This is a genomic window from Candidatus Pseudomonas auctus (genome assembly GCF_048654275.1).
Lineage (GTDB): Bacteria > Pseudomonadota > Gammaproteobacteria > Pseudomonadales > Pseudomonadaceae > Aquipseudomonas > Aquipseudomonas pharyngis.
Map to the genome: position 1 here is coordinate 1 of NZ_JBJYZK010000014.1, position 18,253 is coordinate 18,253.

19 protein-coding genes are annotated in these 18,253 nt (G+C 62.8%); 11 read left to right on the forward strand and 8 right to left on the reverse strand.

What is annotated here, in order from left to right; translation table 11 throughout:
- Nucleotides 1–101: 101 nt before the first annotated feature.
- Together ACKUG4_RS22260 and ACKUG4_RS22265 are read right to left on the reverse strand one after the other, a co-directional pair.
- Entirely contained in the window at nt 102–2,552 is a 2,451-nt protein-coding gene (locus ACKUG4_RS22260) for a penicillin acylase family protein (protein ID WP_445434844.1), read from the reverse strand.
- A gap of 144 nt (nt 2,553–2,696) precedes the next feature.
- Nucleotides 2,697–3,341, reverse strand: coding sequence for a glutathione binding-like protein (locus ACKUG4_RS22265; RefSeq protein WP_445434845.1), 645 nt, complete (start codon nt 3,339–3,341; stop codon nt 2,697–2,699).
- Nucleotides 3,342–3,488: 147 nt separating this feature from the next.
- Between ACKUG4_RS22265 and ACKUG4_RS22270 the strand changes: the two genes are divergently transcribed.
- On the forward strand, nt 3,489–4,046 hold the full coding sequence (locus ACKUG4_RS22270) for a cysteine hydrolase family protein (RefSeq protein WP_085647840.1): 558 nt from the start codon (nt 3,489–3,491) through the stop codon (nt 4,044–4,046).
- 148 nt (nt 4,047–4,194) lie between these two features.
- On the opposite strand, the gene ACKUG4_RS22275 is transcribed toward ACKUG4_RS22270, so the two are convergent.
- The 4 genes from ACKUG4_RS22275 to ACKUG4_RS22290 are packed head-to-tail and all read right to left on the reverse strand — an operon-like array spanning nt 4,195 to nt 5,902.
- On the reverse strand, nt 4,195–4,401 hold the full coding sequence (locus ACKUG4_RS22275; protein WP_007955014.1) for an SEC-C metal-binding domain-containing protein: 207 nt from the start codon (nt 4,399–4,401) through the stop codon (nt 4,195–4,197).
- Nucleotides 4,402–4,406: 5 nt separating this feature from the next.
- The gene (locus ACKUG4_RS22280; RefSeq protein ID WP_445434846.1) at nt 4,407–4,892 is read right to left on the reverse strand and encodes an LEA/WHy family protein; all 486 of its coding nucleotides are present in this window, start codon (nt 4,890–4,892) and stop codon (nt 4,407–4,409) included.
- 31 nt (nt 4,893–4,923) lie between these two features.
- Nucleotides 4,924–5,400, reverse strand: coding sequence for a YchJ family protein (locus ACKUG4_RS22285; RefSeq protein ID WP_011332777.1), 477 nt, complete (start codon nt 5,398–5,400; stop codon nt 4,924–4,926).
- A gap of 4 nt (nt 5,401–5,404) precedes the next feature.
- Nucleotides 5,405–5,902 carry a DUF6231 family protein gene (locus ACKUG4_RS22290; protein WP_064593921.1) on the reverse strand — a complete coding sequence of 166 codons (498 nt, stop codon included), beginning with the start codon at nt 5,900–5,902 and terminating at the stop codon, nt 5,405–5,407.
- A 199-nt stretch (nt 5,903–6,101) separates the two neighbouring features.
- On the opposite strand from ACKUG4_RS22290, the gene ACKUG4_RS22295 reads away from it, so the two are divergent.
- The 4 genes from ACKUG4_RS22295 to ACKUG4_RS22310 all read left to right on the forward strand — a co-directional run bounded on the left by ACKUG4_RS22295 (nt 6,102) and on the right by ACKUG4_RS22310 (nt 8,801).
- Nucleotides 6,102–6,797: a PA1041 family peptidoglycan-binding anchor lipoprotein gene (locus tag ACKUG4_RS22295; RefSeq protein ID WP_064593923.1), complete on the forward strand. Its 696-nt coding sequence runs from the start codon at nt 6,102–6,104 to the stop codon at nt 6,795–6,797.
- Nucleotides 6,798–6,886: 89 nt separating this feature from the next.
- On the forward strand, nt 6,887–7,609 hold the full coding sequence (locus ACKUG4_RS22300) for a PA1041 family peptidoglycan-binding anchor lipoprotein (RefSeq protein WP_039771352.1): 723 nt from the start codon (nt 6,887–6,889) through the stop codon (nt 7,607–7,609).
- 162 nt (nt 7,610–7,771) lie between these two features.
- The gene (locus tag ACKUG4_RS22305; RefSeq protein WP_085612355.1) at nt 7,772–8,050 is read left to right on the forward strand and encodes a DUF1145 domain-containing protein; all 279 of its coding nucleotides are present in this window, start codon (nt 7,772–7,774) and stop codon (nt 8,048–8,050) included.
- A complete protein-coding gene (locus ACKUG4_RS22310; protein WP_445434847.1) occupies nt 8,043–8,801 on the forward strand; it encodes a collagen-like protein in 759 nt (252 codons plus the stop codon). The genes ACKUG4_RS22305 and ACKUG4_RS22310 overlap by 8 nt, the downstream gene beginning before the upstream one ends.
- Before the next feature lie 140 nt (nt 8,802–8,941).
- Here ACKUG4_RS22310 and ACKUG4_RS22315 read toward each other — a convergent pair whose 3' ends face one another.
- On the reverse strand, nt 8,942–9,406 hold the full coding sequence (locus ACKUG4_RS22315; protein WP_064382929.1) for a CopD family protein: 465 nt from the start codon (nt 9,404–9,406) through the stop codon (nt 8,942–8,944).
- A 99-nt stretch (nt 9,407–9,505) separates the two neighbouring features.
- Between ACKUG4_RS22315 and dinG the strand changes: the two genes are divergently transcribed.
- From dinG to pdxH, 5 genes are all read left to right on the forward strand, one after another.
- On the forward strand, nt 9,506–11,650 hold the full coding sequence (gene dinG, locus ACKUG4_RS22320; protein ID WP_007952008.1) for an ATP-dependent DNA helicase DinG: 2,145 nt from the start codon (nt 9,506–9,508) through the stop codon (nt 11,648–11,650).
- A gap of 95 nt (nt 11,651–11,745) precedes the next feature.
- Complete coding sequence (locus ACKUG4_RS22325) at nt 11,746–14,226, forward strand: beta-agarase (protein ID WP_445434848.1); 2,481 nt, start codon at nt 11,746–11,748, stop codon at nt 14,224–14,226.
- 106 nt (nt 14,227–14,332) lie between these two features.
- Entirely contained in the window at nt 14,333–15,478 is a 1,146-nt protein-coding gene (locus ACKUG4_RS22330; protein ID WP_445434849.1) for a serine hydrolase domain-containing protein, read from the forward strand.
- A gap of 113 nt (nt 15,479–15,591) precedes the next feature.
- Nucleotides 15,592–16,695, forward strand: a complete 1,104-nt coding sequence (locus ACKUG4_RS22335) for an OmpA family protein (protein WP_445434850.1) — start codon at nt 15,592–15,594, stop codon at nt 16,693–16,695.
- Nucleotides 16,696–16,719: 24 nt separating this feature from the next.
- Nucleotides 16,720–17,367 carry a pyridoxamine 5'-phosphate oxidase gene (gene pdxH / locus ACKUG4_RS22340; protein ID WP_064593937.1) on the forward strand — a complete coding sequence of 216 codons (648 nt, stop codon included), beginning with the start codon at nt 16,720–16,722 and terminating at the stop codon, nt 17,365–17,367.
- A gap of 5 nt (nt 17,368–17,372) precedes the next feature.
- Here pdxH and ACKUG4_RS22345 read toward each other — a convergent pair whose 3' ends face one another.
- Entirely contained in the window at nt 17,373–17,609 is a 237-nt protein-coding gene (locus ACKUG4_RS22345) for a hypothetical protein (protein WP_039771369.1), read from the reverse strand.
- A 166-nt stretch (nt 17,610–17,775) separates the two neighbouring features.
- Between ACKUG4_RS22345 and ACKUG4_RS22350 the strand changes: the two genes are divergently transcribed.
- Complete coding sequence (locus ACKUG4_RS22350; protein ID WP_007969461.1) at nt 17,776–18,240, forward strand: outer membrane lipoprotein; 465 nt, start codon at nt 17,776–17,778, stop codon at nt 18,238–18,240.
- Nucleotides 18,241–18,253 lie beyond the last annotated feature (13 nt).

Sequence of the window (18,253 nt, forward strand, 5' to 3'; positions counted from 1 at the left end):
TATCAAGCCTGTAAAAGGTGTAAACGATGTCCCCGGTCTAATGTGTAAAGGATGTACCGGTCTCTACAGTGAGGGGGCTTTTGATCTTTTGGGGAGTAGCGCTATTTGCCGGGAGTAAGCGTCAACCGCGTCTTGCCATACACCCGGTCAAAGTTCTGCGGCTGCATCGGCAACCCGATGTACTGGCCCTTGAGCCACGGATCGATTCCATTCAAGTAGTTCGGGCTGACCGGATTCCCGGATTCCCCCGTCCCGTTCTGCCCCATCAACGGCTCGCTCTGACCGAAGTCGACGATGAAACGCATCGACGGCGCACGCGTGGTGTTGAAATCCTGGCCCCAGGCAAACGCCGCCGTGTTGAGGGTGGTGTGGTCGCCGCCCGCCGCAATTGGGCCGCGAACGGTCTGGCCGCTGGCATTCTTCCACTCGTAACGGTGCAGTTTGCCCCACTGCCAGGCCCGGCGGTCGCCGCCCAGCTGACTGTCGCCGGCGCTGATCGCTGCCGCCAGACTGCGGGCGAGAATTGCCGGCTTGTCTTCTTTTTGCGGGGTGCGGGCGTCGTCCCAGAACGGACTGTCTTCGCGGCCCAGCAAGTGATCGGCCTGGGCGGTGTAGGACAGATCGCCATTGGCGACAAAGGCTTTCCACGCCGGGCTGCCTTGCGGGCCGAGCTCGTCGAGGAAGATCTGTTTCATGCTTTCCTGCAGGAACAGCTCGTAGATCGCCGCATCGGCGGAGGTCGGGCTGAGCTTGCCGTCGAACGCCATCAGACGGGTGTAGGCCTCGCGCGCCTTGCTGCGCTCGGCTTCCGGCAGTGCGTCGATCGCCTGTTTCAGCGGCTGCGCCATGCCCGGTGCCTCGAACATTTTCTTCAGTTTGGCGGCGAAGGTGGTGGTCTGGTCGTACTGCATGGCGATCACACTGCGACCGTCATGCTTGCCGCTGCCAGCCAGTTCGGCCAGACGCTCGCCACGTTCCGGCGCCGCCCAGGAATTCGACAGTTGCATGCCGTAGCCGTGAGGAATGACCCGCTGGTTGGCGGTGCCGAGCCAGCCCTGGGCCGGGTCCTGATCGTAGGGGTGGAGCATCGGGTCGGCGTAACCGTCCCAGTCGTAGCGACCTTCCCAGCCCGGCGACGGCAGCAGGCCTTCACCTTCGCGGCGGTTGGGGAAGCGCCCGGTAACTTGCCAGCCAATGTTGCTGGCGTCAGCAAACACCAGGTTCAGCGCGATGGCGCGGATTTCCCGGCTGGCGTCCGAAGCGCGTTCAACGTTCTGGGCGCGGCTCAGATCGAAAAACGCATCGAGGGATTTGTCGTCGGTGAAGCTCGGGGTCTGCAAGGCCAGGCCAAAGCCTGCGCCCTGAGCAGCGGCCTGGGTGCTGTTGAGCAGCGCGCCACGGCGGGTTTCGTACACCGCTTCACGAATCGGCCGCTGGCCTTTGACGAAATAGGTTTCGTTGCGCACGGCGACCGGTTGCCACTTGCCGTTGACCTCGTAGGACAACGTGCTGCCCTGACGACGGATTTTTTCCAGGAACAGGTCCTGGTTATCGCCGAGCACGCTGGTCAGGCTCCACGCCACCTTGCCGTTGAAACCGCCGAGCACCATCGGCAGACCGGCCACGGTCACGCCAGCGGCCTGGTATTTCGGCGCGCGGATCTGCACGAAACTCCACAGCGATGGCGCCGCCAGCGGGCCATGGCTGTCGCTGGCCAACAGGCTCTTGCCGCTGCGGCTGCGTTGCGGGGCGATGGCCCAGTTGTTCGACGACTGAGTGCCCAGCAGGTTGAGGGCTGCCAGTTGTTCGCTGGCGTTGCTCAGCTCCGTCAGCCCCGGAATCTGCCCGTTGAGCTTGATGCCTTGCAGCTTGTCGGCTTCGGCCAGCGGCAGGTTTTCGTCGGGGGCGGACGGGGTCAGCCACGCCAGTTTGTCGTTGGTCACGGTCTGCGCCAGCACCAGCGAGGCGATTTCTTCCGGCAGGTTGGCCGACTGGCTGAAGTTCAGCAGGCAGAAGATCAGCGCCGAATCTTCGGGTTTCCAGTATTCAGGCTTGTAGCCGCTGGAAGCCAGATCCCCCGGCAACTTGTCGGCGTAGCGGAACAGGTAGGCGTTGACGCCCCGGGCATAGACTTCGAAGAAGCGCTTGAGCCGTGGCGACGAAGCCTTGTACAGCTCGCCGGCGCTTTTCTTCAGGTTGACGGCGCGCATGTAGCGGTCGGCGTCGAGCATCGAGGCGCCGGACATCTCCGCCAGACGGCCCTGAGCCAGCAGGCGCAGGGTGACCATCTGATTGATCCGGTCGCTGGCATGCACGTAGCCGAGGGCGAAGAGAGCGTCGTGGAAGCTGTTGCTTTCGATCAGCGGCATGCCCATGGCATTGCGGCGTACCGAAACGTTCTGCGCCAGGCCCTTGAGCGGCTGCACACCGGAGGTCGGCGGGAGGGTGTCCTGGGCGTTCCAGGTCTGACAACCGGTCAGGCTCAGAACACCGGCCACTGCTGCGGCAACGCCGAACCGGGGAAGAAAATGTGAAAGGGCTGGCGAGGCCATGGCAAAGCTCCTGCGGGGGTGTAGAGGCTGGGGGCGCAATAAAGCCGCTACGTTAGTGAGCAGGAGGGGGCCGCGCAAGCGGGGCGAGCGGTTATTTCTTCCCGTTGATCGTTCCCGCGCGCGGGAACGATCAGGCCGGGTGACTCAAGCCTTCGGCGGATTGATCTTCTGCACCAGCGCGTAGGCCTTCACGGTCGCCGGGCGATCCTTGATGTGGTTGAACCAGCGCTGCACGTTCGGGAAGTCTTCCAGGTTCTGGCTCTGCCACTTGTGCGAGACGATCCACGGGTAGATCGCCATGTCGGCGATGCTGTACTCGCTGCCGGCCACGAACTCGTTGTTGGCCAGTTGCTTGTCCAGCACCCCGTACAGGCGCGCGGTTTCATCGATGTAGCGCTTGATCGCGTAGGGGATTTTTTCCGGGGCGAACTGGCTGAAATGATGGTTCTGCCCGGCCATCGGCCCCAGCCCGCCCATTTGCCAGAACAGCCATTGCAGGGCCGCCTGGCGGCCACGCAGGTCCTTGGGCAGGAACTTGCCGGTCTTTTCCGCGAGGTACAGCAGGATCGCCCCGGACTCGAACAGCGACAACGGCTCGCCACCGTCGGCCGGCTCATGATCGACGATCGCCGGGATGCGGTTGTTCGGTGCGATTTTCAGAAAATGCGGCTGGAACTGCTCGCCCTGGCTGATGTTGATCGGGTGCACGTTGTAGCGCAGGCCCGCTTCTTCGAGGAACAGGGAAATCTTGTGGCCGTTGGGCGTGGTCCAGTAATACAGGTCGATCATGGAAAACTCCAAATCAGGAAAATGGCTTACGTGCGGACAGCAAACGCCGGCTTCAGGTTGTCCTGTGTGCGTTCGATAGCTTGCTTAATCCCAGGAGGTGATGCTCAAGTACGGGAAATTCAATGACCCCGCGTGAGAAAAATCGCCATGGCGCTCAAGGCCAACGCTGCACTGATCATCATCGACCAGCAAAAAGGCATTCTGGAACCGCGTCTGGGGCGGCGGAATAATCCGTCGGCCGAGGAGCGGATTCTTGAGCTGCTGAGTTTTTGGCGGCGCAGTGGACGGCCGGTGATCCACGTGCAGCACCTGTCGCGCTCGCCGGATTCGGTGTTCTGGCCCGAGCAGGAAGGGGTGGAGTTTCAGGACAGGTTTTTGCCGCAGGACGGCGAATGGCTGATCCAGAAGCAGGTGCCGGATGCGTTTTGTGCGACGGGGCTTGAGGCGAAGTTGCGTGAGGCGGGGGTCGAGCAGTTGATCATTGTCGGCGTGGCGACGAACAACTCGGTGGAGTCCACGGCGCGCACGGCGGGCAATCTGGGGTTTGACGCGTGGGTGGCGGAGGATGCGTGCTTTACCTTCGACAAGGCCGACTATTTCGGCACTTTGCGTTCGGCGCAAGAGGTACATGCGATGTCGCTGGGGAATTTGCACGGGGAGTATGCGACGGTGGTCAGCACCGGGCGGATTCTGGCGGCAGGCTGAAAAGCTTCCGGTGAATGGGCCGGCCCCTTCGCGAGCAAGCCCGCTCCCACATTCGACCGTATTCCTTCTGACGGAATGCAATCAAATGTGGGAGCGGGCTTGCTCGCGAAGTCGGTATCTCAGGCGAAGAAGATAATTGCCTGAAACATCAAGCGCCGTGGCACTTCTTGAATTTCTTGCCGTTGCCGCAGGGGCAAGGGTCGTTGCGGCCAACGTCTTTCAGGGCGTTGCGCACCGGTTCCTGGTGGGCGTGGCCGCAGTTCGGACCGTGGACATGGCCATGGTCGTGATCATGGTGGTGATGGTCATGATCGTGGTTGCAGTCTGGGCCATGGACATGAGGTTGCTGGGTCATCGGGGTCACTCCGTAATCAAATCGGCGGGGATTATCACGCCATTGCGCGCCAGGTGCACGTAGTGAGCGATGAATAAACCGGTTTCCATCTCGCCCTCCAGTCGGTAGGGAATCTGCTGGTGCGGGTTTTTCAGCATTTTCACCACCTCTTTCACCTTCGGCCACAGGTTGGTACGGATCGGCACCTTGTAAAACGCGCTGCTTTTGGGGTTCACCGTGATCCAGTGTTCGTGCTCGCCTTCGGCCAGCAGCATTTCGGCCAAGTGTATGCGGTATTCCAGACCGCGCACGGTCAGGTCGCTGTCATTGGGGTTGTCGATGCGAAAGTGCAGGATGAATTTCTGTTCCAGCAACTTGGCGCGCACCACTTCGACTTTCACCAGGTGCACGGCGGGGTCGCGGGCGTCGTCGGTAAACCAGGACGCGCAGCCGCCGAGCCCCAGAAACACGAGCAGTGAGAAAGCCTGGATTGTGCGCCAATGACCGAGCATGGTTTAACTCCCTTTGCTGCCCAGTCTAGCCTCAGCTGCCGAAATACCCCGCACAGCATTTCTTGAACTTCTGGCCGCTGGCGCACGGGCAGGCGTCGTTGCGGCCCAGCTTCAGTTGCACGGTCGGGTCGATGAAGTACCAGCGCCCGCTGTTCTGCACGAACGACGAGCGCTCGCGGTGGCTGTGCTCGCCCTGACCGTCATGCCAGCGCGCGGTGAAGGTGACGAACGCGTGTTCCGGCTGGCCGCCGAGCACTTCCGAACTTTCCACGTCCAGACCGAGCCAGGTGCTCTGGGCGCTCCAGTTGCTGATCGACTGGCGATCCAGCCCCGCTTGCTGGGCTGGCAGGGTGGTAGCCACCAGATAGTCGATAAGACCCAGCACGTAGGCGCTGTAGCGCGAGCGCATCAGGGCTTCGGCGCACGGGGCCGGGTGGCCGGCGTGATAGTGACCGCAGCAGGCATCCAGCAGGTTGCCGCTGCCGCAAGGGCAAATGGCTGTACTCATTGCATTACCACCAGTATTTCCCGAAGTTTTCCGGATTGGCCCAGAACCGTGAGTTGAGCCAGTCGGGGACTTGTTTGTAGTCAAGCAGATCGTAGGTGAAGAGTGTCAGTACCTGCTCGTCGCGGGCGAAGCGTTCGCTGGCCTGCAGGGCCAGTGAGTAAAAATCGGTCTCCTGCCAGCCACTGGCCGGCAGATCCGCCAGCACGGCGATGCGGCTGGCGTTGAGGTTGCGGATCCCGCCCAACAGGTTCAGGCCGTCGCGCTTGGGCAAATGTTCCAGGCAATCGACCACCAGCGCCAGGTCGAAACGGCGGGCCGCCAGTTCCGCCGGCAACGCACCGGGCGCGGCGTGCGCGACGCAGGTCTCCGGGTGTGCTTCCTTGAAGGCAGCCAGCGCCGGGAACTCGCTGGCGCCGATCAGCAGCAGACGTGCCGGGGCGTAGCGGTCGAGCAGGGCGGCCAATGCCTGCTGCGGTGTGCGGGAAGAAATGGCGACGTTCATCGAAGCTCCTCAATCAGAGCGCCAAGACTAGCCTGCCCGGACGCCAAGGCCTAGATCTCTGTCCTGCGGGTTTGCGGCAAATTCGTCGAAGTCCCGTGAACAGGCGCACAAACAGCAATGGCCTATTGCTGGCGGAGATTAAAACTCCGGTCTTTACTCCCTGAATCGGTTCTAAGCCGATCCCTCAGGAGAAAACTAGATGAGCATAGTTCGGACAGCATTACCCTTGGTTCTGCTAACCAGTGTGTTGACTGGTTGCGCAGGTTTGCAGAAAACCGACTGGCCGACCTGTGCGGCAGTCGGTGGTGTCGTCGGTGCGGGGCTCGGTGCGACCGAAAGCTCCGCATGGGCGGGGTATGGCGCGTTACTCGTCGGCGGTACGGCAGCGGCCTATTGCTGGGTTCACGGTGACGGCGATGAAGACGGCGATGGTGTGCCGGACAGTCGCGACAAGTGCCCGGGCACGCCTAAAGGCGTACAGGTCGATGCCGACGGCTGCCCTCCACCAGCCCCTGCACCAGTGGTCGAAGAAGCTGTAGTGGTCAAGGAAGAAACCATTGTCATCCGCGATGTTCACTTCCAGTTCGACAAGGCCACGCTGACCCCGTCCGACAAACTGGTCCTGGATAAGGTCGCTTCGCGCCTGAAACAGGAATCCAGCACCGCGCAACTGACCGTGACCGGCCACACCGACAGCGTCGGCAGCGATGCCTACAACCAGAAACTGTCGGATCGCCGCGCGCACTCGGTGGTCAAGTACCTGGTTGAAAGCGGCGTACCGCAAAGCAGCTTCGTGTCGGTGACCGGTGCCGGTGAAAGCCAGCCGGTGGCAGACAACAAAACTGCCGACGGTCGCGCGCTGAACCGTCGTACCGAAATCAAAATCAACCGCTAGCCCCCTCGCATCCGCGGCTTGTGCAGTCGCGGATGCGGGTCTTTACTCCTGTGTAACCGGTATGGGCCGGTGACACAGGAGCTTTAACGATGAGTGTTCTTACAAGGTCCGTCTTGCCGGTTCTGCTGCTGGGCAGCCTGTTGACCGGTTGCGCCACCCACAGCGATGGCACCGCTCCCCTCAATCAACGTACCTGGCCGATCTGCAGCCTTATTGGCGGACTGGTCGGCGGCGGTCTCGGCGCGCTCGAAAGCAGCGGTTGGGCCGGCGGTGGCGCTGCGCTGGGGATCCTCACCGGCGGATTGATCTGCTACGCCCAGGATGGCGATGAAGACGACGACGGCGTGTTCGATCGCCGCGACCGTTGCCCCGATACCCCGGCCAACACCCCGGTCGACCACCGTGGCTGTCCGCTGCCGCAATATCCGGTCACCGAGAAACCGGCCGAACCGGCCCCGCAAACCGAAGTCATCACCCTCAACGATGCCGGCAACGTGCTGTTCGACTTCGACAAGTCGGATTTGAAACCGGCCGCAAAAAGCCAGCTCGACACGTTGATGGACAAACTGCGCAATGCCGATGTGGTGAGCATCAAGGTCATCGGCCACACCGACAGCAAGGGTTCGGATGCCTACAACCAGGCGCTTTCGGAGCGTCGCGCCAGCAGCGTGGCGGAGTATTTGCTGAGTCAGGGCCTGGCGCCGAACAAACTCACCAGTGAAGGGCGCGGCGAGAGTGAACCGGTCGCCGATAACAACACGGACGAGGGGCGTGCGCAGAACCGTCGGGTGGAACTGCACATCAATCGTTAGGATGAGTCTGTAGTCCGCGGGCTAGAGCTGTCGGTCGATGATCATCGTCGAACCGGCAGCCATCCGGCGGTGGATCGGTTTTTTTCATTTTTCCCTCTGGCTTATCCCCTGCAGAAGCCGTTACTGTGCGCCCAAAGAATAATTCGCAACACGGGGGAGCGTATGAAGGTGTTCTGTGGGCTGGGGCGATTGTTGACCCTGCTGTTCTGCTGCGTGGTGCTGGCCAATCAGCTGGTGCCGTTTGTTCATCCGCTGCACCTGCTGGTCAATCTGGCCGGCGCTCTGCTGCTGGCGATCCACGTGCTCGAAGTGCTGCTGTGCAATCGCAGCCTGAAGGGTCGTCCGCACCCCTGGCGTGATCGTGGCCGCATCCTGCTGTTCGGCGTATTCCACCTGCAAACCATCCCGGCCCCGGCCGCTCCGGAGGCTTCCCATGCGTAAACTCTGCCTGCTCGCTGCATTCATCAGTCCATTGGCCTGCGCCCAGGTGGTCAGCGTCGAAACCAACTCGCTGATGCGTCTGCCGAACACCGCCAGCACTTTGCAGTTGGAAAAACTGGTGGTCGCCGACTACGGCACCTTGCTGATTCCCTCGAACGTGACCGAGCTGAGTGTCGGTGAACTGCAACTGGGCCACGAAGCGCGTATCGCCATCGTGCCGAGCGAACAGGCGCTGGAGATGAAAGTCAGCCGCGCCGAACTCGCCGAAGGCAGCCAGATCACCGCCCGTGGCGCACCGGGCACCTACGAAAAAGCTGCCCGCGCCGGGCGCAACCTGAATCTGCAGTTCAAGGCGTTGAACGCGCCGAAACTGGTGGTCGATGCCCGTGGCGGCACCGGTGCGCCGGGATTTGTCGGGCTTGATGGCGCCAACGGTAAGGAGCCGGGTTGCACCTGGGGTCAGGCGGGACACGGTTTTGATGGCAGCAACGGCAGCGATGGTCAGCCGGGTGCACCGGGCGCGCTGGTGCGACTTGAAGTGCCGCGCGAGTTTCCGGCCGAACTGATCAAGGTCGAAGTCGCCGGCGGTGCCGGTGGCCCGGCCGGTCCTGGCGGCAAACCGGGGGCGGGTGGCAAGTCCAAGGGCTGTCTGGTGTATCGCGCCGACGGCGGCAAGAGCGGCAAGCCGGGGGCTGACGGGCAGCCGGGGCCTGCGGGTGCGGCGGGGTCTGTCACCGTACAGCGCCTGTAATCGATTGTTTGATCGTTCCCACGCTCTGCGTGGGAATGCAGCCCGTGACGCTCTGCGTCACTGGACGCGGAGCGTCCCTTGAGGCATTCCCACGCGGACGTTTCGACGCCTCGACGTGGGAACGATCAACGGTGCTCTAGTCAGAACGAGGGGCGCGCAGCAGCCACCGCCACCAGCACCACCCCGACCAACAGGTTGAACCCCACCACCTTGCGAATCCGGCCCAGCACCGCCGCGCCCGCCGGCCAGTCCTTCGCCTGCACCGCCGTGCGCAATTCAGGCAGCATCAATGCTTGAATCCGGATGAACAACGCGGTCATCACCACATACAACCCCATCATCACCTGCACATAACGCGGCGCGTTGTCGAAGGCGATGTGTTGCAGATGCAACATGCCCACCCCGGTCACCGGCAGCAGAATCACCGCCCCCCACACCCAACGAAAAAAACCTTGAAACACTTCCACCCAGAGCGTCAGGCGCCCGGGACCGTCCAAGGCCTTCATCGCCGCAGGGCGCAGCACCATCCAGGCGAAAAACATGCCGCCGACCCAAACCAGCGCGGCCAGTACATGGATGGGGTAAACGAGGCTAAAAGGTGTCATTGGGGTACTCCGTTCTGCGCAGGATCGATTCGCGGGGTATGATAGCCGCCGAACCGAACCACTGAAAATTTATCCAGCGTTTTTTGCGCCCGACACTCAATGATCAGCACTGAACTCAAAACCACGATCCAGGGCGCCTACTCGCGTTTTCTAGAGGCCAAGAGCCTCAAGCCGCGTTACGGCCAACGCCTGATGATCGCTGAAGTCGCCAAGGTCCTCGGGGATATCGACACCGACGACGAAGGCCGGCGCAGTGGCGACCCCGCGATTGTCGCGGTGGAAGCCGGCACCGGTACCGGCAAGACCGTGGCTTACAGCCTGGCCGCGATCCCGACGGCCAAACTGGCCGGCAAGCGCCTGGTGATCGCCACCGCCACCGTCGCCCTGCAAGAGCAGATCGTCTACAAGGATTTGCCCGACCTGATGCGCAACAGCGGGCTGAACTTCAGCTTCGCCCTGGCCAAGGGCCGTGGCCGCTACATGTGCCTGTCCAAGCTCGACATGCTGTTGCAGGAAGGCCACGCACAGACCGCCACCGCCCAGCTGTTCGAGGAAGAAGGCTTCAAGATCGAGGTCGACGAGGCCAGCCAGAAGCTGTTCACCAGCATGATCGAGAAGCTCGCCGGCAATAAATGGGACGGCGACCGCGACAGCTGGCCCAACGCGCTGGAAGACGCCGACTGGGCGCGCCTGACCACCGATCACAGCCAGTGCACCAACCGCCATTGCCCGAACTTCGGCCAGTGCGCCTTCTACAAGGCGCGCGAAGGCATGGGCAAGGTCGACGTGATCGTCACCAACCACGACATGGTGCTGGCCGACCTCGCACTGGGCGGCGGGGCCGTGTTGCCGGATCCGCGCGACACCATTTATGTGTTCGACGAAGGCCACCACCTGCCGGACAAGGCCATCGGCCACTTTGCTCACTACACGCGCCTGCGTTCCACCGCCGACTGGCTGGAAACCACCGCCAAGAACCTCACCAAACTGCTGGCCCAGCACCCGCTGCCGGGTGACCTCGGCAAACTGATCGAGCAGGTGCCGGAGCTGGCGCGGGAGATCAAGACCCAGCAGCAGTTCATGTTCACCGCCTGCGAACAGATCGCCGACTTCAAGCCCGGTGAAGATGTCGAAGGCCGCGAACGTCCGCGTCACCGCTTCATCGGCGGGGTGATTCCCGAGCACATGCGCGAGATGGGCATCGAGCTGAAAAAAGGCTTCGCCCGCCTCAACGACCTGTTCACCCGCCTGACGGATCTGCTCAAGGAAGGCATGGACGGCGAGGTCAACATCGGCATCGCCAGCAATCAGGCCGAGGAATGGTATCCACTGTTCGGCAGCCTGTTGTCCCGTGCCTCCGGCAACTGGGAGCTGTGGACCGCGTTCACCGCCGAAGACCCGGAAGACAACCCGCCGATGGCCCGCTGGCTGACCCTGGCGGAAAGCGGTTCGCTATTCGACATCGAGGTCAACGCCAGCCCGATCCTTGCCGCCGAAACCCTGCGCCGCAGCCTGTGGAACGTGGCCTACGGCTGTCTGGTGACCTCGGCGACCTTGACCGCCCTCGGCACCTTCGACCGCTTCCGCATGCGTGCCGGCCTGCCGAAAAAAGCCGTCACCGCCGTGGTGCCGAGCCCGTTCCATCACGCCGATGCCGGTGTGTTGCGGGTGCCGGACCTGAAGGCCGACCCGCGGGATGCCGCTGCCCACACCGCCGCGATCATCCGCGACCTGCCGGAACTGGTCGAAGGCTCGCGCGGCAGTCTGGTGCTGTTCTCGTCGCGCAAACAGATGCAGGACGTGTTCGACGGCCTCGACCGTGACTGGCGCAAGCAAGTATTCATTCAAGGCAACCTGTCGAAACAGGAAACCCTGAACAAGCACAAGGCGCGGGTCGATGGCGGCGATTCCAGCGTGCTGTTCGGCCTCGCCAGTTTTGCCGAAGGCGTGGACTTGCCGGGGGCCTACTGCGAACACGTGGTGATCGCCAAGATCCCGTTCTCGGTGCCGGACGATCCGGTCGAAGCCGCACTGTCGGAATGGATCGAAGCCCGGGGCGGCAATCCGTTCATGGAGATCTCGGTGCCTGACGCCTCGCTGAAGCTGGTTCAGGCCTGCGGCCGACTGCTGCGTACCGAAGAAGACCGCGGCACCATCACCTTGCTGGATCGGCGGCTGGTCACCCAGCGCTACGGCAAGGCGATCCTCAATGCGTTGCCTCCTTTCCGTCGTGAAATATCCTGAGACATCGGTGGGCAGTTTTGCCCGCCGCGCTGTCTATCTCTCTGTCACTGCTTTTCCATTGGCCCTTGCGGGTCGTTAGGGAGAATTCCGTTCTCATGATTCGTCGTTCGTTGCCTGCCGTTTTTGCCCTGGTTTTCGCTGCGCCTTTATTCGCGGCACCTGCCGGCCAGCAGACCCTGTTCAACTTTGTTCGCCCCGCCGATGTGGTGAAAGTGGCGACCGAAAACGCCGACCTGCCGCAAGCCAACGCCGAGCAGACTCCCGAGGGTGAAGTGCTGCGCCGGGTGACGTTCAACCCGACGGCTCGCCCGACCTTGCGTCTGTCCCCGCAGACCGGTGCCTGGGACTGGTCGCAGTCCGGCATGATGAGCCTGCGCATCCAGAGCGCGATGAACTGGGCGGTGACCGTCTACGTGCAAATCCAGAGCAACGACGGCAAGACCCTGGTCAGCCGCGTGGACCTGCCGGCCGGTCCGGCGCAGACCTTGCTCGTGCCGTTGACCGCGACCTCGCCACTGAGCCAGGGCATGAAGGCCGGGCCGGTGATGCCGATGATGATCGACGGGCAGCGCATCCTGCTGGCAAGCAGCAGCGGTGAGCTGGATCGCAGCCAGGTGGTATCGGTCAGCCTGTCGATGGACCAGCCGAAAGCCGCGCAAAGTCTGTTGCTCGAGCGCTTTGGCGTGCAGGACGAAGGCGAGGTGATCAAATCCGCCTACGGCAATCTGGTGGATGCCTATGGCCAATCCACTCGCGGCAAGTGGCCGGAGAAAGTCGCCAATGACGAACAACTGAAATCCGCCGCCGCCAAAGAACAGCAACAACTGAACACCTGGCTGGCCGAGCGCGAAAAATCCTCGCTGGACAAGTTCGGTGGCTGGAGCAAAGGCCCGGCGTTCAAGGCCAGCGGTTTCTTCCGCACCGAAAAGCGTGACGGCCGCTGGTATCTGGTGACACCAGAAGGCCATCCGTTCTATTCCCTGGGCGTGAACACCGTCAGCCCGGAGGTCAACCAGACCTACGTGGCCGGTCGCGAATACATGTTCGAATCCCTGCCCAAACCAGGAGAGCCGCTGGCCAGCCACTTCGGCGAAGGTGATAACCGTGGCGGCAACGGCGCCGATCAGGGTCGTGGCTACAACTTCGGGCGTTGGTACGACTTCTACGGCGCCAACCTTCAGCGCCTGTATGGCGAGCCGTGCACTTCGGACAGCGGCAACAAGGCCGGAGTGGCCGAAGCCGCCAAGGCCGGGGCCGCTGAAGAAGCGGCGACCAACGCCAGTGCGCCGGTAGCCGCCTCCGAACAGCCGAAATCCGGGGTTGCCGAGTCGGCCGCGACAACCGGGCAAAGTGTCGCGACACCGTGCAAAAACACGGTCGACGAACAAAAGTGGGCCAGCCACACGCTTGATCGTCTGCAAGCCTGGGGCTTCAACACCGTCGGTAACTGGAGCGCCCCTGTCCTTGGCGACGCCGAGCGCATGCCTTACACCTTGCCGCTGTCGATCGTCGGCGATTACACCAGCATCAGCACCGGCACCGACTGGTGGGGCGGCATGCCAGACCCGTTCGATCCACGTTTCGCCATGGCCACCGAACGCGCCGTGGCGATTGCCGCCCGTGATCATCGCGATGATCCGTGGCTGATCGGCTACTTCGCCGACAACGAACTGGCCTGGGCCGGCCCCGGCGATGATCCGAAATCCCGTTACGCGCTGGCCTACGGCACCTTGAAAATGACCACCGACGTTCCGGCCAAACGCGCGTTCCTCAAGCAGTTGCGCGACAAGTACCGCAATCAGGCGGGGCTGTCGAAGGCCTGGGGCATTGATCTGCCGGCGTGGGAATTGATGGAAGACCCGGGTTTCGAGGCGCCGCTGCCGAACCCGGAGCATCCGGAAATCGAGGCCGACTTCAAATACTTCCAGAAGGTCTTCGCCGACACCTACTTCAAGACCATTTCCGACTCGCTGAAATGGCACGCGCCGAACCAGTTGCTGCTCGGCGGCCGTTTCGCCACCAGCACCCCGGAAGCCGTGGCGTCCTGCGCCCAGTATTGCGACGTGCTGAGCTTCAACATGTACACCCTGGAACCCCAGGATGGTTATGACTTCGCAGCGCTGCGCAACCTCGACAAACCGGTGCTGATTACCGAATTCAACTTCGGCTCCACCGACCGTGGCCCGTTCTGGGGCGGCGTGACCCCGTTGAGCAAGGAAGAAGATCGCGGCCCTGCCTATGCCAACTTCCTCAAACAGGCGCTGAGCGAACCGTCGATTGTCGGCGTGCACTGGTTCCAGTATCTGGACCAACCGGTGACCGGGCGCCTGCTCGATGGCGAGAACGGCCACTTCGGTCTGGTTGGCGTCACCGATCTGCCGTTCCAGGGTTTTGTCGAAGCCGTGCGCAAGAGCAACCTGGCCACCGTCGATCAGTTGAGCAAAGACGCGCAGAAAGCGGCTGCCGCAGCGGACAAGGCCGGCCACGAAGCCGAAGGCGGCCGCAAGGCTGACGCCGGCAAAGGCCCGGGGCAGGGCGCAGGCCACACCGGCGGGCATTCCGGCAACGGTCACTGAGCATTACGAAACCTGAAGACCGCCCGGCCCGCAGCGGTTCCCAAAAGCCTCACGGGCTGGAACAATGCGGGCCACTTTGTAGAGCGTTTTCGCGGGGGAGTTGCGGGTGCAGATTCAGGGACATTACGAGCTTCAATTCGAAGCGGTGCGCGAAGCCTTCGCTGCACTGTTCGACGATCCCCAGGAACGCGGCGCCGCGTTGTGCATCCGGGTCGGCGGGGAAACCGTCCTCGACCTCTGGTCCGGTACCGCCGACAAGGACGGCGCCGAGGCCTGGCACAGCGACACCATCGCCAACCTGTTCTCCTGCACCAAGACCTTCACCGCCGTCACCGCGCTGCAACTGGTCGCCGAAGGCAAGTTGCAGCTCGATGCGCCGGTCGCCCGTTACTGGCCGGAATTCGCCGCTGCCGGCAAGGAATACGTCACCCTGCGCCAGCTGCTTTGCCATCAGGCCGGTCTGCCGGCCCTGCGCGAGTTGCTCGCGCCGGAAGCGCTGTACGACTGGCAAACCATGGTCGACGCCCTCGCGGCCGAAGCACCGTGGTGGACGCCGGGCACCGGTCACGGCTATGCCGCGATCACCTACGGCTGGCTGATCGGCGAATTGCTGCGGCGCGCCGACGGTCGTGGGCCGGGGGAATCGATCGTGGCGCGGGTCGCGAAACCGCTGGGGCTGGATTTTCATGTCGGTCTGGCCGACGCAGAATTCCATCGCGTGGCGCACATTGCCCGTGGCAAGGGCAACACCGGCGACGCCGCCGCCCAGCGCCTGCTGCAAGTGACCATGCGCGAGCCGACGGCGATGACCACCCGGGCCTTCACCAATCCGCCGTCGGTGCTCACCAGCACCAACAAGCCGGAATGGCGCCGTATGCAGCAACCGGCCGCCAACGGCCACGGCAATGCCCGCAGTCTGGCCGGGTTCTACGCCGGTCTGCTCGACGGCAGCCTGCTGGAAAGCGAAATGCTCGACGAACTGACCCGCGAACACAGCCTCGGCGAGGACAAGACCTTGCTGACCCGCACCCGTTTCGGTCTCGGTTGCATGCTTGATCAACCCGACGTGCCAAATGCCACCTACGGCCTCGGCCCGCGCGCATTCGGGCATCCGGGTGCGGGTGGTTCCATCGGTTTTGCTGATCCGGAGCATGATGTTGCCTTCGGATTTGTGACAAATACCCTTGGGCCGTATGTCCTGATGGATCCGCGCGCGCAGAAGCTGGCGCGGGTACTTGCCACTTGTCTGTAAAGCGTCGTCCGAGGTTCCAGGGCCGGAACCTCATGGCGAATTTCGTTTCAAAGCGTCTGTTTATCCGGGCGAAAGTCCTCTGATTGTTCACTAATTATTTTTGTGGGTTTCCAATGTCGTCCAAACAAACTCTCGCCCTGGCCCTGTGTTTCGCAATGACCGGTTGTGCACAGACTCCGAAGAACGACGCCGATGGCGGCAGCTGGTGGCCGTTCGGTTCTTCCGACAAAGTCGCAGCCAAGGAGCCGGTTCCGGCGCCTGCGCCGTTGAAACCGGCCGCCACAGCGCCTGTGGCCAAGGCCGAGAGCAGCAGTCCCTGGTACTGGCCGTTTGGCTCCGACGACTCGGCGGCCAAGCCTGAAGTGAAAGCTGAAGCCAAACCCGAGGCCAAACCGGTCGAAGTCGCCAAGGCTGAGGCCGACAAGGGCGGCAAATGGTGGTGGCCGTTTGGCGGCAAGGAGCAGGACACGGCCAAAGTCGTGCCGATGCCCGATCCGAAAGTCACTCAAGCCTGGCTGGATGATTACGAACCGCGCCTGCGCACCGCGATCAAGGACAGCAATCTGCAACTCGAACGCCGTGAAAACGTGCTGGTCGTGACCGCGCCGGTGGAAGGCTCGTTCAACCCGGATCGCCCGGCCATGCTGCTGCCGGTGACTCTCGGCCCGTTCACTCGCGTCGCGAAAATCCTTGAAGCCGACCCGAAAACCGCCGTGCTGGTGCTGGGTCACAGTGACACGACCGGTGCCGCTCCGGCCAACATCAAGCTGAGCCAGGAACGCGCCCAGGCCGTGGCGGCGATCTTCCGCCTCAGCGGTCTGCAGCGTGATCGCCTGATGCTGCGCGGCATGGGTTCCGAAGCACCGCGTGCCGCCAACGACAGCGTTGAAGGTCGCGCCCTGAACCGTCGTGTCGAACTGCTGGTGACCCCGCAGAACACCATGGTCGCGCTGCTGAGCAAATACAACATGCCGGCACCGAAGCCAGTGACCATGGTCGCTGCCCAGGACGTCAAGCCTGCCGCCAAACCGGTGACCCCGGCGCCAGCTGCGAAGAAAGCCGCTGTACCGGCCACCAAAAAGGCCCCGGCCAAGAAAGCCGCTGCCAAGGCTCCAGCGAAAAAGGCCCCGGCCAAGGCTCCGGCGAAAAAGACCGCACCCGCCAAAGCCGCTGCAACCGACAAGAAAGTCGCTGCGACCGATACCACCAAAAAGTGATCCGCTAACGAAAAGGAATGCGCCGTGACCCAGTCTCTGGCAGATATGCGTCGTGATTACACCCGGGACGGCCTGACCGAGGCGCAAGCCCCGGCGGAGCCCTTTGCGTTGTTTCACCAGTGGTTTGCCGAAGCGGTGAAAACCGAACAGGCGCCAGTGGAAGCCAACGCCATGACCCTGGCCACAGTGGATGCGGACGGCCGTCCGCATTGCCGCATTCTGCTGCTCAAGGGCCTGGACGAGCAGGGCTTCACCTTCTTCACCAACTACGAAAGCGCCAAGGGCCAGCATCTGGCGGCGAACCCGTTCGCTGCCATGACGTTCTTCTGGCCGACCCTCGAGCGCCAGGTGCGGATTGAAGGGCGGGTGCTGAAGGTCACGCCTGAAGAGTCCGACGCGTACTATCAAGTGCGGCCGCTGGGCAGCAGACTTGGCGCCTGGGCCTCACCGCAGAGCCGGGTGATCAACGGCCGGGGTGAACTGGAAGACTTGCTCAAGGCGACCGAGCAACGCTTCACCGACACTCAGCCTCACTGCCCGGAACACTGGGGCGGTTACCGCCTGCTCCCCGAGCGCATCGAGTTCTGGCAGGGCCGCGCGAGCCGTCTGCACGATCGCCTCAACTACCGTGTGCAGGGCGCCGACTGGATTCTTGAACGTCTGGCACCCTGAGCAGTCTACCGAGCGGGATAGCCTGCCGCAGCGGCTTCGAGCCACTTCGGCAGGTCCCGGCGCTTGATCTTCTGCGCCTGAGCCTGCTCCAGCCGTTCGAGCATGAACGCGCGTTTGCCTTCATCCTTGCCGGCCAGTGACAATGCCAGATCGCGATCCATCCAGCGTTTGATCCGTACATACAGCCACCAATGGAAGTACAGACCGGCGGCGGTGGTGACGACAATGATGAAGTAATCCATGGAAATCCTTGGGTCGGCGGCGCAGGAAATGGAATTTGGCGCTACTGTTGGGTGAGTTCGCGGGCGCCTGTACCGGGCCTGAATGAAAGCAACTTAATCCGGGCGACGCCGTGACAGGCGTCAAGCTGCGGAGTTTAATGAATACCTGTCCTTTGGAGTTGATGCTATGCGTAAGTCTGTTCTGCTGGTTGCTTCCTTTTCCACGATGGCGATGTTGCTGACCGGCTGCCAGTCGAGCCTGACCGGTGACTCCTACTCCCGTGACGAAGCGCGTCGCGTGCAGACGATTCGCATGGGCACCATCGAATCCCTGCGTCCGGTGAAAATCGAAGGCACCAAGACCCCGATCGGCGGCGCTGCCGGTGCAGTGGTTGGCGGCGTTGGTGGCAGCGCGATCGGCGGCGGCAAAGGCAGCATCGTTGCAGCCGTTATCGGTGCCGTGGCTGGCGGCCTGATCGGTTCGGCCACCGAAGAAGGCCTGACCCGCACCCAAGGTGTTGAAATCACCGTACGTGAAGACGACGGCAGCATGCGCGCCTATGTGCAGCAAGTGCAGGAGAATGAAGTGTTCCGCGTGGGTGAGCGGGTACGGATTTCGACTGTTGGCGGGACCAGCCGCGTTTCGCACTAAGCACAAACGAGCG

Excerpts from the sequence above, each read along its gene's own strand:
- ACKUG4_RS22260 (WP_445434844.1), bottom strand. The coding sequence starts at position 2,552 with ATGGCCTCGCCAGCCCTTTCACATTTTCTTCCCCGGTTCGGCGTTGCC.
- ACKUG4_RS22265 (WP_445434845.1), bottom strand. The coding sequence starts at position 3,341 with ATGATCGACCTGTATTACTGGACCACGCCCAACGGCCACAAGATTTCC.
- ACKUG4_RS22270 (WP_085647840.1), top strand. The coding sequence starts at position 3,489 with ATGGCGCTCAAGGCCAACGCTGCACTGATCATCATCGACCAGCAAAAA.
- ACKUG4_RS22275 (WP_007955014.1), bottom strand. The coding sequence starts at position 4,401 with ATGACCCAGCAACCTCATGTCCATGGCCCAGACTGCAACCACGATCAT.
- ACKUG4_RS22280 (WP_445434846.1), bottom strand. The coding sequence starts at position 4,892 with ATGCTCGGTCATTGGCGCACAATCCAGGCTTTCTCACTGCTCGTGTTT.
- ACKUG4_RS22285 (WP_011332777.1), bottom strand. The coding sequence starts at position 5,400 with ATGAGTACAGCCATTTGCCCTTGCGGCAGCGGCAACCTGCTGGATGCC.
- ACKUG4_RS22290 (WP_064593921.1), bottom strand. The coding sequence starts at position 5,902 with ATGAACGTCGCCATTTCTTCCCGCACACCGCAGCAGGCATTGGCCGCC.
- ACKUG4_RS22295 (WP_064593923.1), top strand. The coding sequence starts at position 6,102 with ATGAGCATAGTTCGGACAGCATTACCCTTGGTTCTGCTAACCAGTGTG.
- ACKUG4_RS22300 (WP_039771352.1), top strand. The coding sequence starts at position 6,887 with ATGAGTGTTCTTACAAGGTCCGTCTTGCCGGTTCTGCTGCTGGGCAGC.
- ACKUG4_RS22305 (WP_085612355.1), top strand. The coding sequence starts at position 7,772 with ATGAAGGTGTTCTGTGGGCTGGGGCGATTGTTGACCCTGCTGTTCTGC.
- ACKUG4_RS22310 (WP_445434847.1), top strand. The coding sequence starts at position 8,043 with ATGCGTAAACTCTGCCTGCTCGCTGCATTCATCAGTCCATTGGCCTGC.
- ACKUG4_RS22315 (WP_064382929.1), bottom strand. The coding sequence starts at position 9,406 with ATGACACCTTTTAGCCTCGTTTACCCCATCCATGTACTGGCCGCGCTG.
- dinG (WP_007952008.1), top strand. The coding sequence starts at position 9,506 with ATGATCAGCACTGAACTCAAAACCACGATCCAGGGCGCCTACTCGCGT.
- ACKUG4_RS22325 (WP_445434848.1), top strand. The coding sequence starts at position 11,746 with ATGATTCGTCGTTCGTTGCCTGCCGTTTTTGCCCTGGTTTTCGCTGCG.
- ACKUG4_RS22335 (WP_445434850.1), top strand. The coding sequence starts at position 15,592 with ATGTCGTCCAAACAAACTCTCGCCCTGGCCCTGTGTTTCGCAATGACC.
- ACKUG4_RS22345 (WP_039771369.1), bottom strand. The coding sequence starts at position 17,609 with ATGGATTACTTCATCATTGTCGTCACCACCGCCGCCGGTCTGTACTTC.
- ACKUG4_RS22350 (WP_007969461.1), top strand. The coding sequence starts at position 17,776 with ATGCGTAAGTCTGTTCTGCTGGTTGCTTCCTTTTCCACGATGGCGATG.